The 14,588-nt window shown below is 64.3% G+C and carries 14 protein-coding genes and 1 tRNA gene; 10 read left to right on the forward strand and 5 right to left on the reverse strand.

From position 1 onward, the window contains the following. The first annotated feature begins 165 nt into the window (after positions 1-165). From Q8P46_07475 to glnA, 4 genes are all read left to right on the forward strand, one after another. A complete protein-coding gene (locus Q8P46_07475) occupies positions 166-720 on the forward strand; it encodes a thioredoxin family protein (GenBank protein MDP2620002.1) in 555 nt (184 codons plus the stop codon). Positions 721-966: 246 nt separating this feature from the next. Continuing rightward, a complete protein-coding gene (locus tag Q8P46_07480) occupies positions 967-2,349 on the forward strand; it encodes a TolC family outer membrane protein (GenBank protein MDP2620003.1) in 1,383 nt (460 codons plus the stop codon). 442 nt (positions 2,350-2,791) lie between these two features. After that, entirely contained in the window at positions 2,792-3,130 is a 339-nt protein-coding gene (locus Q8P46_07485; GenBank protein MDP2620004.1) for a P-II family nitrogen regulator, read from the forward strand. Positions 3,131-3,245: 115 nt separating this feature from the next. Continuing rightward, positions 3,246-4,655 (forward strand): type I glutamate--ammonia ligase, encoded by a 1,410-nt coding sequence (gene glnA, locus Q8P46_07490; protein ID MDP2620005.1) that lies wholly within the window; start codon positions 3,246-3,248, stop codon positions 4,653-4,655. Positions 4,656-4,763: 108 nt separating this feature from the next. Here the strand turns inward: glnA and Q8P46_07495 are convergent, their stop codons facing one another. Then, positions 4,764-5,960, reverse strand: a complete 1,197-nt coding sequence (locus Q8P46_07495) for an alpha/beta fold hydrolase (GenBank protein ID MDP2620006.1) — start codon at positions 5,958-5,960, stop codon at positions 4,764-4,766. A gap of 162 nt (positions 5,961-6,122) precedes the next feature. On the opposite strand from Q8P46_07495, the gene Q8P46_07500 reads away from it, so the two are divergent. Further along, positions 6,123-6,329, forward strand: a complete 207-nt coding sequence (locus Q8P46_07500) for a hypothetical protein (GenBank protein ID MDP2620007.1) — start codon at positions 6,123-6,125, stop codon at positions 6,327-6,329. Between the two features lie 96 nt (positions 6,330-6,425). On the opposite strand, the gene Q8P46_07505 is transcribed toward Q8P46_07500, so the two are convergent. After that, positions 6,426-6,647 carry a hypothetical protein gene (locus Q8P46_07505; GenBank protein ID MDP2620008.1) on the reverse strand — a complete coding sequence of 74 codons (222 nt, stop codon included), beginning with the start codon at positions 6,645-6,647 and terminating at the stop codon, positions 6,426-6,428. A 1,052-nt stretch (positions 6,648-7,699) separates the two neighbouring features. Between Q8P46_07505 and Q8P46_07510 the strand changes: the two genes are divergently transcribed. Beyond that, positions 7,700-9,208, forward strand: coding sequence for an NAD(P)H-hydrate dehydratase (locus Q8P46_07510; GenBank protein MDP2620009.1), 1,509 nt, complete (start codon positions 7,700-7,702; stop codon positions 9,206-9,208). A gap of 68 nt (positions 9,209-9,276) precedes the next feature. Here the strand turns inward: Q8P46_07510 and Q8P46_07515 are convergent, their stop codons facing one another. From Q8P46_07515 to Q8P46_07525, 3 genes are all read right to left on the reverse strand, one after another. Next, a complete protein-coding gene (locus Q8P46_07515) occupies positions 9,277-9,438 on the reverse strand; it encodes a hypothetical protein (protein MDP2620010.1) in 162 nt (53 codons plus the stop codon). Positions 9,439-9,739: 301 nt separating this feature from the next. Continuing rightward, on the reverse strand, positions 9,740-10,324 hold the full coding sequence (locus Q8P46_07520; GenBank protein MDP2620011.1) for a hypothetical protein: 585 nt from the start codon (positions 10,322-10,324) through the stop codon (positions 9,740-9,742). Between the two features lie 172 nt (positions 10,325-10,496). Continuing rightward, entirely contained in the window at positions 10,497-11,279 is a 783-nt protein-coding gene (locus Q8P46_07525; GenBank protein ID MDP2620012.1) for a ZIP family metal transporter, read from the reverse strand. 320 nt (positions 11,280-11,599) lie between these two features. On the opposite strand from Q8P46_07525, the gene Q8P46_07530 reads away from it, so the two are divergent. The 4 genes from Q8P46_07530 to Q8P46_07545 all read left to right on the forward strand — a co-directional run. Continuing rightward, positions 11,600-11,684, forward strand: a tRNA-Leu gene (locus tag Q8P46_07530). A 121-nt stretch (positions 11,685-11,805) separates the two neighbouring features. Then, positions 11,806-13,332: a trigger factor gene (tig, locus tag Q8P46_07535; protein ID MDP2620013.1), complete on the forward strand. Its 1,527-nt coding sequence runs from the start codon at positions 11,806-11,808 to the stop codon at positions 13,330-13,332. Positions 13,333-13,463: 131 nt separating this feature from the next. Then, complete coding sequence (locus tag Q8P46_07540) at positions 13,464-14,129, forward strand: ATP-dependent Clp protease proteolytic subunit (protein MDP2620014.1); 666 nt, start codon at positions 13,464-13,466, stop codon at positions 14,127-14,129. Positions 14,130-14,443: 314 nt separating this feature from the next. Then, positions 14,444-14,588: ClpX C4-type zinc finger protein (locus Q8P46_07545; protein MDP2620015.1), on the forward strand; the 145-nt coding region annotated here is incomplete at its 3' end.

Genomic DNA, 14,588 nt, shown 5'->3' on the forward strand with positions numbered 1-14,588 from the left:
AAGGCCGGGTTCATTTGCGCCGTGGCGGTGTTGCGGCAGTTGGCCGATGCACCGCATCGCCCGGCGAGCCGCGCCTGGCCACGGCGCAAAATCATCCCGGTCAAATGGTTCCCTATAACCATGAACCGCTCTAGAGGCGCAACATCAAGAACAAGGAGCTTGAACATGGTCTCGACCACGACGCCGCGGGTGGAACTGAATTGGCAGGCGGCGGACTTCTCGCTGCCCGGCATCGATGGAAAGACCCATAGTCTGAAGGAGTTGGCGGGCGAGAAGGGAACCGTCGTGGTCTTCATCTGCAACCATTGTCCTTACGTCAAGGCGATCAGCCAGCGTCTTGTCGACGCGGTCGAGGAGATGCGCGATTTCGGCGTCGAGCTCGTCGCCATCAATTCCAACGACGCGCGGGCCTATCCGGAAGATTCGTTTGAGAACATGAAGCGCTTCGCCTCGGAGCGCGGCTTCAACTTCCCATACCTGCACGATGAATCGCAAGCAGTGGCAAAGACTTACGACGCGGTGTGCACTCCCGACTTCTTCGGCTTCGACAAGGATCTGAAGCTCAAATATCGCGGCCGGCTCGACATCGGCCGCAAGGAACCGCCGCCGGAAGGCGCCCCCAACGACCTGGTTAACGCCATGGGTCAGATCGCCGATCACGGACAGGGGCCGGCCGAGCAGTTCCCCTCCATGGGCTGCTCCATCAAGTGGAAAACGTAAACCTGTCGGCGGTCCTATAGAATCGATGACTGTGGCGATTGCGCAACAGGTGGCAGCCGTTTTTCGCTTTGGCCCGCGCGGCGCTTTCTGCCGCCGCTTCGCTGGGCTAGTCTATGGTCGACGGCGAGTGAGGCACGTGAGGGTCGCTTCGCGGCTTGGCGAGAGCCCGTGCGCGGGTGGTGCGGCAAGTGGGGATCTGAACAAATGAGACGGTCTCAGGGGCTGCCGACCGGGTGGCGGGGTTGGATGGGGAAGCATTCGGATTGTGCGTCGTGGCTTACCGTTGCCGTCGTGGCGGCGAGTTTCGTTGTCGCGGGAGCAAGCAGCGGCCAGACGGCGGAATCGCTCCAGCAGGCGCTGGCCTCCACCTATAGGGACAATCCGCAACTCGACGCCGAGCGGGCGCGCCTGCGCGCCATTGACGAAGGCGTGCCACAGGCTCTCTCCGGCGCGCGGCCGACGGTCATCGGCGGCGTCGACATTTCCCGCGAGCATGTCTCAACGACCCCCGGCACCAGCGGCAGCTTCACGCCGCGTAGCGTCTCGATTGGCGTCACCCAGCCGGTTTTCCGCGGGTTTCGCACCCTCAATTCCACCAGGCAGGCGGAAACTCTGGTGCTGGCCGGCCGCGAGGCGCTGCTCAATACCGAGCAGAACGTTCTCCTCGATGCCGTCGCCGCCTATGTCGACGTGGTGCGGGATTTGTCGATCGTCTCTCTTCGCAGCAACAATCTGAAGGTTCTGGGGGAGCAGCTGCGCGCGACCCAGGATCGCTTCTCGGTCGGCGAGGTGACCCGAACCGACGTCGCCCAGGGCGAGGCGCGGGTGTCGCGTGCAGTCTCGGCGCTCAGTCTCGCCGACGCCAATGTGAACTCCAGCCGCGCGATCTATGCCCGCGTAATCGGGCACCCGCCGGGCGCACTTGCCCAGCCGCCCGGCATCGGCAGGCTTCTGCCGCGCTCTCTCGACGAGGCGTTGAGCATCGGCGATACCGAGCACCCGGCGATCCTGACCGCCATGTATAACGAGCAAGCCGCCGCCTACGGGGTCGACGTGACCACCGGCGAGCTGTTGCCGACGGTCAGCGTCGATGCCGGCTACTCCAAGCACTACGACCCGGGCCTGACAACGATACGCAGCGAGAACTCCGCCATCACCGCCCGCCTCTCCGTGCCACTCTATCAGGCCGGCGAGGTTTCCTCGCGCGTCCGCGAATCCCTGGAGGTGCGCGCTCAAAGGCGGCTCGAGCTGGCCCTTACCCGCCGCGAGGTCCGCGCTGCGGTGATCTCCGCCTGGGGGCAGCTCGACGCGGCACAGGCGCAGATCCGCTCCGACCAGGCACAGGTCTCCGCCAACGAGGTGGCCCTGAACGGCGTCCGCGAGGAGGCCAAGGTCGGGCAGCGAACGGTGCTCGACGCGCTCGACGCCGAACAGGAGCTGCTCGATTCCCAAGTGGCGCTGGTCACCAGCCGGCGCAACTTCGTTGTCGCCTCCTATGCCCTGCTGTCGAGCATCGGCCGTTTCAGCGCCGAGAAGCTCGGCTTGGCGGTCGAAATCTACGACCCGATGGCGCACTACGAAGAGGTGCGCGGCAAATGGTTCGGCCTCGGCAGCTATTTTGACGAATAGACGCGAGGGTCGGGTCTGAACGAAATCAGGTCTTGAAAACTGCGTGAGCCGCGTTTTGTTCCCGCTGGCGCGAAACGGCTCCGGTGCGCTCTTGCGGCCATGCTTGGCCGGGAGATGGTGGCGGAGGCGAAAGGGCCAGTCGCGCGAGCGCCCTCCGGGCAGTCGATGATGGTGCTTGAGCGCCGGGAAAAATGCTCAGTGGTAATGGTATGCTGCCCAGATCTTAGGCAATCTGTCTTTTGATTGGGCATTGGCGCCTCGGGGGGCTGCCGATTTTGCGAGCATTCCTGCTGCAAGTCACTGGTTTCATTGAAGTTTGAGGAACCGAGCCGAACTGGCACGCGGCGTGCTATTACATGGTCGATCCTAGGCGCGGGGGGCCCGCGTCGAGCGATGACCCGGCTTCAGTCCAGACCCCTGGCCCGACACGAGGTGGAGGCTCATGAAAAAAATCGAAGCAATTATCAAACCCTTCAAGCTCGACGAGGTCAAAGAGGCGCTCCAGGAAGTCGGCTTGCAGGGTATCACCGTCACCGAGGCAAAAGGTTTCGGCCGCCAGAAGGGTCACACCGAACTCTATCGCGGCGCCGAATATGTCGTCGATTTTTTGCCCAAGGTGAAGGTCGAGATCGTCTTGCCCGACGACATGGTCGAGCGGGCCGTGGAGGCGATCGTCACGTCGGCCAAGACCGGCCGGATCGGCGACGGCAAGATCTTCATCTCCAGCGTCGAGGAGGCGATCCGCATTCGCACCGGCGAAAGCGGCAACGAGGCGATCTGAAGCCGGCAGACCCCACCCGCATCGGCCGCCTGGCGGCCGATGCGGGGACCGGGCGCGAGCCGTCAATTGAGAAATCCAACAAAGGCACACATCGAAGTCAGACAGGGGAACCAAAATGGCCGATGCAAAGTCCGTCCTGAAATTAATGAAGGACAATGAGGTCAAATATGTCGATCTGCGCTTCACCGACCCGCGCGGCAAGATGCAGCATGTCACCGCGGACGGAAGTCAGGTCGACGAAGACCTGTTCGCCGATGGCTACATGTTCGACGGCTCGTCGATCGCCGGTTGGAAGGAGATCCACGAGTCCGACATGATGCTGATGCCGGACCCGGAAACCGCCCATTTGGACCCATTCTTCGCCCAGTCGACGCTGGCCATCTTCTGCGACGTTCTGGAGCCGCAGACCGGCGAGCCCTACAACCGCGATCCACGCTCCACGGCAAAATTGGCGGAGGCGTATCTGAGGGCGAGCGGCATCGGCGACACGATCAATGTCGGCCCAGAGGCCGAGTTTTTCATCTTCGACGATGTGCGCTTCTCATCCGATCCCTACAACACCGGCTTCGTCCTCGATTCAACCGAGCTGCCGACCAACATGGGCACCGAATATGAAGCCGGAAACAAGGGCCACCGGCCGCGTACCAAGGGCGGCTACTTCCCCGTGCCGCCGGTCGATTCGGCGCAGGACATCCGCTCCGAGATGCTCTCGGTTATGACCGACATGGGCGTGACGGTGGAAAAGCACCACCACGAGGTCGCCGCCGCGCAGCACGAGCTGGGGCTGAAATACAGCACGCTGACGCGCCAGGGCGACGGCATGCAGATCTACAAATATGTCGTCCACCAGGTCTCGCATGCCTACGGCAAGACGGCGACCTTCATGCCCAAGCCGGTGTTCGGCGACAACGGCACCGGCATGCACTGCCACCTGTCGATCTGGAAGGGCGGCAAGCCGGTCTTCGCCGGCAATCAATATGCCGACCTGTCGGAGAACGCGTTGCACTTCATCGGCGGCGTCCTGCGCCACGCCAAGGCGCTCAACGCCTTCACCAACCCGACCACCAATTCCTACAAGCGTCTGGTCCCCGGCTATGAGGCGCCGGTGCTGCTCGCCTATTCGGTGCGCAACCGCTCGGCCGCCTGCCGCATTCCGCTCGCCTCCTCGCCGGCCGGCAAGCGCGTCGAGGTACGCTTTCCCGACCCGTCGGCGAATCCCTATCTCGCTTTCACGGCGATGGTCATGGCCGGCCTCGACGGCATCAAGAACAAGATCAGTCCCGGCGATCCGGTCGACAAGAACCTGTACGACCTGCCGCCGGCGGAGCTCGAATCGATCCCGACCGTGTGCGGCAGTTTGCGCGAGGCGCTTGGTGAGCTCGACGCCGACCGTGATTTCCTCAAGGCCGGCGGCGTCTTCGACGACGACCAGATCGACGCCTATATGGCGCTGAAATGGGATGAAAACGCCCGCTACGAGATGGCCCCGCACCCGGTCGAGTTCGACCTGTATTACTCGGTCTGACGGGCGGGCGCCCGATTGCACCGAAGCAGCCGGGGTTTGCGCCCCGGCTCTTTTCTGGCGCAATTTTGCAAGGGGCGCCGCCCGGCGCCGTCGCGTCGGCAGGCGGTTTCAGCGGTGACGGTCCGCAAATTCCCGGATGGTGGCGATCAGGCGCGGCCATTCGCGATCTTCGCGCAAGATGATGTGATTGCGGCTTTCCAGCGGCACGAATTCGGCGTTGGGGATGGCCGCGGCCAGTTCAAGGCCCTGGGCGAAGGGCTGGATGCCGTCATTGCGGGCATGGATGACCAGCGTCGGCGCGGCAATCCGTTCCGGCACGTCGGATATGTCGATGTCGTCGAGGGCCTGGCGCAGCCGATAGGCGATCTCCCCATTTGTGGAGTGCTTCTGCAGTTCGACGAACCAGCCGAGCTGCTCGGCCGTCGCGTCGGGAATGAACATGGAGGCGAAAGACTGGAAGAATTGCGATCCTTCCTGGCCCCAGCCGTAACGGATTAAGACGTGATAGGCCTGCGCCTGTTCGCGCTCGGCAGCGTCTGCGCGGCGCATCCGCCCCTTTATGAAGCCGCCTTGCAGGATCAGCGCCTTGACGCGCTCGGGATGCCGCGCCGCGTAGCTGAGTGCGATGGGGACGCCCTGCGAGGTGCCATAGATCACAAATCTGTCGAGCCCCGTTGCGTCGGTCACCGCCTCAAGATCGCCGACCAGGCGCGGCAGCGAGAAATCGGTGACCCTCCAGTCCGACAGGCCGTTGCCGCGCTGGTCGTAGCGGGTGATGGTGAAGCTTGCGCCCAGCGCTTCCAACAGCGGCCGCCAGACAGGGCTCTGCCAGTCATACTCAAGGTGCGTCAGCCAGTGCCCGGCCTTGACCATGGGCGCGCCCTGTCCCGACTGCGCGTAAGCGATGCGCACGCCGTCAGGCGACCGGCAGAAGCGGATCTTCTGCCGGCCGGCCTTTTCGCTGGCCGCTTCGCCCGCCGCAGGGGCCGCTCCGCCCGAAATTTCCACCGGGGCCACAAATCGAAAGCCACGCCGCGGCACGGTTTTGACGACCTGCTGCCGTTTGCCGTCGTCGCCGACGGCCGTGCGCACCGCGTTTATGCGGGCGCCGATGGCCGCATCGGAGATGATCCGCCCGTCCCACACCGCCTCGATAATCTCGTCGCGCGTCACCATGCGCCCGCGGCTTTCGATCAGATAGACGAGCAGGTCGAATACTTGCGGCTCAAGCGGAATGAGCCTGTCAGCCTGGCGAAACTCGTGGCGCTCGGTATCGAGCGCATGGGGACCGAACCGGTAGATCACACCAGTTCTCCTCCCTCGGGCGTGCGCGCGCCGTGCGTGCCGGCGGCGCTCTGAATGAGAATAATGCAAAAGACAGGTTATTCTAAAGCTCTCCTGAAAGCGCGCCTGCCGTGGGCCGGCTAGCCTTGCGTCATCGGATCGACACGCAGCAGGAGAAAGACCATGCACCGCGATCAAATCGATGAAATGACAACCATCCGCCGCCGCGCCGATGGCTCAATCGACACCGACTATTATCTCGCCCGCGGCCGTGCGGCGCGGAGCAAGGCCGCGCACAAGGCGATGGATCGCGGACGCCGGCTGATCGCGGATTGGCTGCAGGCGGTGAAACGGGTGCGTCGCAGCGATGCGATCACGAGCGCGCGGTAGGGCCCGGAGAATATCCTCCTTGCCCACGCGCCCGCAGGCTCGGGGACCGGTCCAACTCAAGGGCCCCATCATCGCCACGCGACGCGCCGCTCTCCATCAGATCCGCCGCTTGCCGCGCAGGACGCGCCCCAGAACCATGCAGGTACCAAGCAGCAGCGCGAGACCGCCGGGCGAGCTTGCCGCCGCCGCGCCGGCATCGGCGGCCTTCCCAGCGAGAGCGACGGCGAGATGGGCATTCAGGGTGACGACCAGCCCGGCTGAAACCGCCACCAGCAGCACCGTCGTCTTGTCGCGCCAATCCTGAAACATCGGGAACATGCGTTTGAATCCTGCCGCGCGCCGAGAGGGCAGCATTGGACGATCCGGTAAAGGAAGCGTAATCCGCCGCGCCGTCCCCGGCGCCCGCAGCGCAGGCCGGAGGCTGTCGCCCGGCCGTTCGCCGGCGTCCACATGGGTCGTTTTGTGATTTGACAGGCGCCCGGATCTGGGGGAGAATTCAGATCAAGAATACTCATGGAGGTCTAAGAAAATGCTGCCCCCGGGGGAAACGGGGCCGTTTCCAAAGCACTCGACTGAGCGTCGAGGTGGAAACGGCACAGATCAAGAAAATTGAAGACCTGTAACGCGTCGAATTATTTCTTGTTTGCGCGAAAGGTGTTCTGTGAGAGGGAAATCCAGTCGTTTGACTTGAAATATTCGACGCGTATTGATCGGATCTAAATCTTGATCGGGGTAAGCGCGTCCTTTGACCAGCACGGCAGGACGGAAACATCCGAATAGGAACCCCGAAGAAAACGGCCCCGGCGGCGCAAGTCCCGGGGCCAGTTCATTGGCGCATCTTGCTTTTCGCCGCTAACCCTTGATCTCGTCATAGCCGCGCCTTGAGCCGGCAACGGATTTTCTTACGTCTCTGTCGCGCCTGCGGCGGTCCACGCCCGGTTTGCTTAAGTCCCGGTCGCGTCCTGCGGGCGCTCCCCGCCTCTTGTTGTCATCTCGGCCGCGGCGAAGCGGAGAGCCGGGATCCAGTAACCCCTGTGTCAATGCTTAGGCTCGGAGGCTACTGGGTCACCCGGTCAAGCCGGGTGACGACGAATGAGGGCAGTCCGCGGCCCCCGCCACACGACCACACTGTCAAAGAGCGGGAGGGCAAGCTTCGCCGTTGCCGCGATCTGGAAAGATCCGGGGTTTGCTCTACTTTCCTCCGGCCCCCGGGCTGGGGATGCGTCCGAGTCTAGGGGTGCTCCGAAGAGCTGGGATAAGTTCTGCGGGAAAGAATCTCCGTGTGTTTGACGGCAGGTTAGGACGGCCCAAATTGGTCATGCAATCAATGACTGCCGCGGCCGCGCGCTTTCGCTTATAAGCGGATGGCCATGGACGAACTCCTGACCATCGAGGAGATGTACGCCGCCGACAAGGCGGCGGTCTCGGCCGGCGTGGAAAGCCTGACCCTGATGGAGAATGCCGGCGCGGCGGTGGCCCGCGAGATCGCCGCGCGCTGGCCGCGCGCCGGAACCGTCGCCGTGTTGTGCGGGCCCGGCAACAATGGCGGCGACGGCTTCGTCGCCGCGCGCCACCTCGCCCAACGCGGCTATGACGTGCGGCTCGGCCTCATGGGCGAGATGGCGCGGCTTTCCGGCGATGCCGCGACCATGGCCGGCCGCTGGGACGGGGAGGTCAGGTCGCTTGATGTCGGCCTCTTGCAGGGCGCGGATCTGATTGTCGATGCGCTGTTCGGGGCCGGCCTGACCCGCGCGATCGAAGGCGAGCTGGCGAGGCTTCTGGCCGCCGCCGACGCACATGCCGGGCCGCTCATCGCCGTCGACGTGCCGAGCGGCATCGACGGCAACAGCGGCCAAGCGCTGGGCACGGCGCCCCGCGCCGCGCTGACCGTCACCTTTTTCCGCAAGAAGCCCGGCCACATGCTTGCGCCGGGAAGGTTTTTTTGCGGCGAGGTGGCGGTCATCGACATCGGTATTCCGGAAGCAGCGCTTGCAACGATCGCGCCCCGGGCCTGGGAGAACGGAGCGGCGCTGTGGCGCGAAACATTCCCGTTTGCGCAGCCCGAAGGGCACAAATATTCGCGCGGCCATGCGGTCGTCGTCTCGGGCGGTATCGCAGCGACGGGCGCGGCCAGGCTCGGCGCGCGCGCCGCGCTTCGCGCCGGCGCCGGGCTTGTCACCGTGGCGTCGCCGCCGGACGCGCTCGCCGTCAATGCGGCGCAGTTGACGGCGGTCATGGTGGCGCGATGCGACGGCGCCCAGGGTGTTGCGGAAATCCTCGGCGATCCGCGGAAGAACGCGGTTCTGCTCGGGCCGGGCAACGGGGTCGGGGAGGCGACCCGGCAGCGCGTGATGGCGGCCCTTGAAAGCCCCGCCGCAGTGGTACTCGACGCCGATGCGCTGACCAGCTTTGCCGACGATCCGGGGTCACTCTTTGCCGCTATCAGGGCGCGCCAGGCGGCCGTCGTGATGACCCCGCACGAGGGCGAATTCGGTCGCCTTTTCGGTCACTTAGGCGAAGGCACCATGCTCGAGGCGACGGGCGCGCCGGTGTCGAAGATCGAGCGCGCGCGCGAGGCGGCGGCCGAATGCGGAACGGTGGTGCTGTTGAAGGGACCGGACACGGTGATCGCGGCCCCGGACGGGCGGGCGGCGGTCAACGGCAATGCCCCCCCGGAGCTCGCCACGGCGGGCTCCGGCGACGTGCTGGCGGGGATCGTGACCGGGCTGTTGGCGCAGAAAATGCCGGCTTTCGAGGCGGCGGCGGCGGCCTGCTGGCTGCATGGCGAAGCGGCGCGCGCCTTCGGACCGGGGCTCATCGCGGAGGACCTGCCGGAGCTGTTGCCGCCGGTTCTTGCCGAGCTAAGTCGGCCGTCCTGACCCTCTCTTGCCGCTCATTGCCGCCACTTGCCGGTCCCGGACGGGGCCCGTGCGAGCGCGACCGCGGCTTACTGGCCGTCGCGCATGAAGAAGCCGAGCATGAACAGTCCGTAAAGGGCGGCAAAGGCAGTGATTGCCAGGGCCGCCTCATGGCCTCTGAAATCGCCAACCGTGACGATAAGGTAGTAGAGGCCCGCGACCACCGCGACGGTGCAGATCAGCTTGAACACCTATGCCTCCAAATGTTCCAACGCGGCACACATACCGGTGTGCATGTATGGAGTCGCAAGAGCCGTGCCGATCGTTTGTTTCGCCGCGGCAAATTTTCGCAGGATGTCAATCAACCGTTAACGGCGGTCCGGGGCCCTCTAAGCGCGCTGGGAATTGGCGCCGCACGGGGCGCGGTGGGTCTTTCGGCTCCCGGCGGGCCCGGCCACTTGTTTGCGCCGGGCACGAATGTCGATCGGCAGGTGTCGTCAGGCGGAAAGGAGCGTAGGGACGCGATCAAGCCCGCTCGGGCGGGCCGTCCCTTTATTTTGTGCCGCCCAAAATGTCTATGATGGTTTCCACCTCGAACGCTTCGGAGTCGATTTCACGGATCAAGTTGTTGAGCCTCTCGCGATCTTTCAGCACCTGCGCGCGGCGGCTCTTCAGTGCGCTGTAATGATCCTTGAACACTTTTCTCACTTGGTCCGTCATCGGCGTATTGCGGTCCAACTCCAGCGTCTTGTGTTCCTTCACCGGCGTATCGCGGTCCTTCATCAGCGTATCGCTGTTCTTCAACAGCGAATTGCTGTCGTTCTTCGACGGATTGTCGTTGTTCATCGGCTTATCGCGCTCATTTTCCTCGATGAAGTCAACTTGCCGGGCCGCCTCCAGCGGATCGGCACCCTTTGGCGGTCTTCCGAAATCTGTAGGCATACTCATCGTTACACTCCTGTTACGCTCCGCCATCCGGCCCAATATGTGGTCACCGGCCTTTTCCGGCAACAGCCAGGCGCCCAGCGCGGTGGCGCGGAAACGTTTCGGCACGGTAGCCTTCCATACGTTCCATTCCGGCACAATCGGCCGGCCATCGCGCAAAGCAATGCAAAGGCCATGCCTATTATCGGCCATGATGCAAGAAAACGCCATAATTGCTTGATTCAAGTTCTTTTTACGGGTTTGCGGACGCCGGAAAGGGCTCGCTATCGGCGTCTATCGGGGGCAGCGCGCAAATCGAATTGCGGCCCATTTGTGTCGCCCGGGCCGCGCGAGCAGCCATAATGCGCTATCTTGCCGGTCCCGCTCAGCCGAACGTCACGTCCAGGAACATCATCACAACCAGCCCGGCGGTAAGCCCCGCAGTCGCCTCGTTGGCGAAGGCGCGGCTATGGATTTCCGGGATGATCTCGTGAACGATGACATAGATCATCGCGCCCGCGGCGAAGGCGAGGCCCCAGGGCAGCAATTGATGCGATCCTGTCACGGCGGCAACGCCGAGCAGGCCGCCGACCGGCTCGATCATCCCACTCAAGGCCGCGATCAGGAACGATACCTTGCGCGAATAGCCCTCGCTGAGAAGGGCGACCCCGACGGCCAGGCCCTCGGGCGCGTTCTGCAGCCCGATGCCGACGGCGATCGACGTGCCATTGCCGATGTCGCCGCCGCCGAAGCTGACGCCGACCGCCAGGCCCTCGGGGAAATTGTGGATCGTGATCGCGAGCACGAACAGCCAGATTTTCTGCAGCCGCGGCGACATCGGCCCCTGCCGCCCCTGGACGAAATGAGCGTGCGGGATCCATTCGTTCAAAGCGGCGACCGTGCCCACCCCGAGGACGAGACCGGCGACGATGATGAGGGCGGACAGCGAGACCGAGCCGCTCAGCGCTTCGGCCTCCTCCAGGCCGGGGATGATCAGGGAAAAGAACGAGGCGGCGAGCATGACGCCGGCGGCAAAGCCGAGAAACGCGTCGTAGGCGCGCAGCGACATCACCCGGTTGAACAGCACCGGCACCGCTCCGAGCGCCGTCATGGCGCCGGCCGCAAAGCTGCCGGCCAGGCCCAGAAAGATAATTTGAGGGGTGTTCACGCGCACCTTCCCGAGGCAGAGGGCCGATCGTTACGTCATGCCTGCAGCATATCCAAGCGCCATTCCTGCGGCCTGCGGCATTTGGCGTCAAAGGTCCCGGAAAATCCCTGATTCGCGATTCCGCTCCAAGCGCGTCGCCCGGCCTGCGCCCCCTATCGACGGCGTCGTCCGCGCGCTTGGCGGCCCACTTGTCCCAGCCTGCCGGACACACCACCTGTGTTCGTGCGCCCCGGCGCGCCCGACGGGGCTGGCGCCGGGCGAAATTCCCATGCTATAGAAACGCCGCCGGAGCGGCGAGACAGCCCGCCGTGCGCGCCCGAGCGGGCGTGGTGGAACTGGTAGACACGCGAGGTTTAGGTCCTCGTGGCGCAAGCCTTGGGGGTTCGAGTCCCTCCGCCCGCACCATCCATGTTCTGGCCTGCGATCCGGCCACGCGGGGGCCGCGCGACGGTCTTTTCCGGCCGCCGCCCATGACCGGATGGAGACATCTTAAGGCGAATCCTCAAGCGAGCCGACGGCAGGAACGATGCAGGTTACCGAGACACTTTCCGAGGGGTTGAAGCGCGAACTGAAGGTGGTGGTTCCGGCCGCCGAGCTTGACGCCTCGCTGACGCGCAAGCTTGGCGAGCTGAAAGAGCGCGTGCGCATCAAGGGCTTCCGCCCGGGCAAGGTGCCGATTGACCATCTCAGGCGCGTCTATGGCCGCAACGTGATGGCCGAGATCGTCCAGGAGAAGGTCGCCGAGACCAGCCGCAAGGCCCTCGAGGAGCGCCAGGAACGGCCCGCATTCCAGCCCAAGATCGCCTTTTCCGAAGACGAGGGCGAGATCGCCAAGGTGATGGCGGGCAAGCACGATCTTGCCTATTCGCTGGCTTTCGAGGTGATCCCGTCGATCGAGGTCGCCGACCTTTCCAAGATCACGCTGACGAAGGAGAACGCCACGGTCCCCGACGAGGAGGTCGATGCGGCGGTTAAGCGCATCGCCGAGCAGAACCGGCCCTACGAGGCGCGCGACAAGGGCGCCGCGGCCGAAGACGGCGACCGGCTGACCATCGACTATGTCGGCAGCATCGACGGCGAGCCGTTCGAGGGCGGCAAGGACGAGAACGCGCAGATCGTTCTCGGCTCCGGCCGGTTCATTCCCGGCTTCGAGGAGCAGCTCCGGGGCGCCAAGGCCGGCGAGGCGCGCAGCATCAAGATTACCTTCCCGGAAAGCTACCCCGCCGAACGCCTGGCCGGAAAGGAGGCGGAGTTTGCCATCACGGTCAAGGAGGTGGCGGCTCCCGGCACCACCGTGATCGACGACGCCTTTGCACAGCAGCTCGGCATCGAAACCCTCGACAAGCTCAAGAGCGCGCTGCGCGAGCAGATGAACGGCGAGTTGACCAGAGCCAGCCGCACCAGGCTCAAGCGGGCGCTTCTCGACGCGCTCGACGAGGCCCACAGCTTCGATCTGCCGCCGACCCTGGTCGAGCACGAATTCGAGGCGATCTGGCAACAGACCAAGAAAGAGATGGAGGAGGCCGGCCGCAGCTTCGCCGATGAGAAGACCAGCGAGGAGGAGGCGCGCGAGGACTATCGGCGGATCGCCCAACGGCGCGTGCGACTGGGCCTGGTGCTGGCCGAGATCGGCGAGCGCAACGACATCAAGGTGAGCGAGGAGGAGGTCAACAGGGCGCTGATGGAGCAGGCGCGCCGCTTCCCCGGCCAGGAGCAGTCGGTATGGGACTATTACCAGAAGACCCCGCAGGCGCTCGCCCAGTTGCGCGCGCCGGTCTTCGAGGACAAGATCATCGACTATATTCTGGAGCTTGCCAGCGTCAGCGAAATGACCGTCTCGCGCGAAGAGCTGCTGCACGTCGACGACGACGACCACGATCATGACCATGATCACGACCATGACCATGATCACGGCCATGATCATGGCGCAAAGCCGGCGGCCAGGAAGGCGGCCAAGAAACCGGCTTCCAAGAAGCCGGCGGCCAAGAAGTCCGAGGCGAAGAAATCAGCCGCGCCGAAGAAGGCCGGCAAGGCCGCAAAGGCCGGCAAATAGCATCGGCGGCAGAGCCTTGGGCCAGCCCACGCGGGGCCTCGACCCCGGGCCGAGGCGGCTTAGACTCGGCGCGACCGAATCGATTTGACGCAAGGCCCGAGCCTTATCCGGCCATTGGAGAGTGATGGCGCATGAAAAACCCTTACGAGATCTACATGAACACGCTCGTACCGATGGTGGTCGAGCAGACCAACCGCGGCGAGCGCGCCTACGACATTTTTTCGCGCCTCTTGAAGGAGCGAATCATTTTCGTCACGGGCATCGTCGAGGACCAGGTGGCGACGCTGGTCGCCGCCCAGCTCCTGTTTCTCGAGGCCGAGAATCCCAAGAAGGAGATCTCCATCTACATCAACAGCCCGGGCGGCGTCGTGACCTCGGGCCTGGCCATCTACGACACGGTGCGGTTCATCCGCCCGCCGGTGTCGACGCTGTGCATCGGCCAGGCCGCTTCCATGGGCTCGCTGCTCCTGTGTGCCGGAGAGAAGGGCATGCGATTCGCGCTGCCCAATGCCCGCATCATGGTCCACCAGCCTTCGGGCGGCTTCCAGGGCCAGGCCTCCGACATCGAGCGGCACGCGGAAGACATCATCAAAATGAAGCGGCGGCTGAACGAGATCTATGTCGCCCACACCGGCCAATCCTATGAAAAAATTGAAGAAACGCTGGACCGCGACTATTTCATGACCGCCACCGAGGCCAAGGAGTTCGGTATCGTCGATGAGGTCATTTCCGAACGCGGCGAACCCGAGGCGGCCGCGGGGGCCGGAACGGGCAAATCGGATGGGGACAAGAAGTAGGGGTCGGCGGCGGCCGCCTTTGCCGGCATTTCGATGCGGCAGGACCACGCGACGTGTGACCGATTGCGCGTCTTCAGGCTATCGGGTGGCGATCTCCTGGCCATTACCCATAGTGCCCGTTAAGTGGAGACCGCCGTTAATCAAATCTTGATCCCTGCCCAATAGCGTGCTGACATGCCAAACGGATGGGTCGGGTCGATCGACAGGTGCGGCATCTTTCATGGGGTTGAGCGCAATCCGAGCATGCAATTGTAACGGAGACCAGGCGGCCGGCATCAGCGGCCGTCCGCAGGTGGCAGGACCTTTGGAGAAAGATGAGCAAGGCTAGCGGAAGCGACTCGAAGAACACGCTCTTTTGTTCGTTCTGCGGCAAGAGTCAGCACGAAGTCCGTAAACTGATCGCCGGCCCGACGGTGTTCATTTGCGACGAGTGCGTCGAGCTGTGCATGGACATCATCC

The organism is Hyphomicrobiales bacterium (assembly GCA_030688605.1).
Lineage (GTDB): Bacteria > Pseudomonadota > Alphaproteobacteria > Rhizobiales > NORP267 > JAUYJB01.

Bases quoted from the DNA above. Each gene is read 5' to 3' on its own strand.
- tig (MDP2620013.1), top strand. From the start codon at position 11,806: ATGCAGGTTACCGAGACACTTTCCGAGGGGTTGAAGCGCGAACTGAAG.
- Q8P46_07480 (MDP2620003.1), top strand. From the start codon at position 967: ATGGGGAAGCATTCGGATTGTGCGTCGTGGCTTACCGTTGCCGTCGTG.
- Q8P46_07505 (MDP2620008.1), bottom strand. From the start codon at position 6,647: ATGTTCCCGATGTTTCAGGATTGGCGCGACAAGACGACGGTGCTGCTG.
- Q8P46_07510 (MDP2620009.1), top strand. From the start codon at position 7,700: ATGGACGAACTCCTGACCATCGAGGAGATGTACGCCGCCGACAAGGCG.
- Q8P46_07485 (MDP2620004.1), top strand. From the start codon at position 2,792: ATGAAAAAAATCGAAGCAATTATCAAACCCTTCAAGCTCGACGAGGTC.
- Q8P46_07540 (MDP2620014.1), top strand. From the start codon at position 13,464: ATGAAAAACCCTTACGAGATCTACATGAACACGCTCGTACCGATGGTG.
- Q8P46_07500 (MDP2620007.1), top strand. From the start codon at position 6,123: ATGCACCGCGATCAAATCGATGAAATGACAACCATCCGCCGCCGCGCC.
- Q8P46_07475 (MDP2620002.1), top strand. From the start codon at position 166: ATGGTCTCGACCACGACGCCGCGGGTGGAACTGAATTGGCAGGCGGCG.
- glnA (MDP2620005.1), top strand. From the start codon at position 3,246: ATGGCCGATGCAAAGTCCGTCCTGAAATTAATGAAGGACAATGAGGTC.
- Q8P46_07520 (MDP2620011.1), bottom strand. From the start codon at position 10,324: ATGGCCGATAATAGGCATGGCCTTTGCATTGCTTTGCGCGATGGCCGG.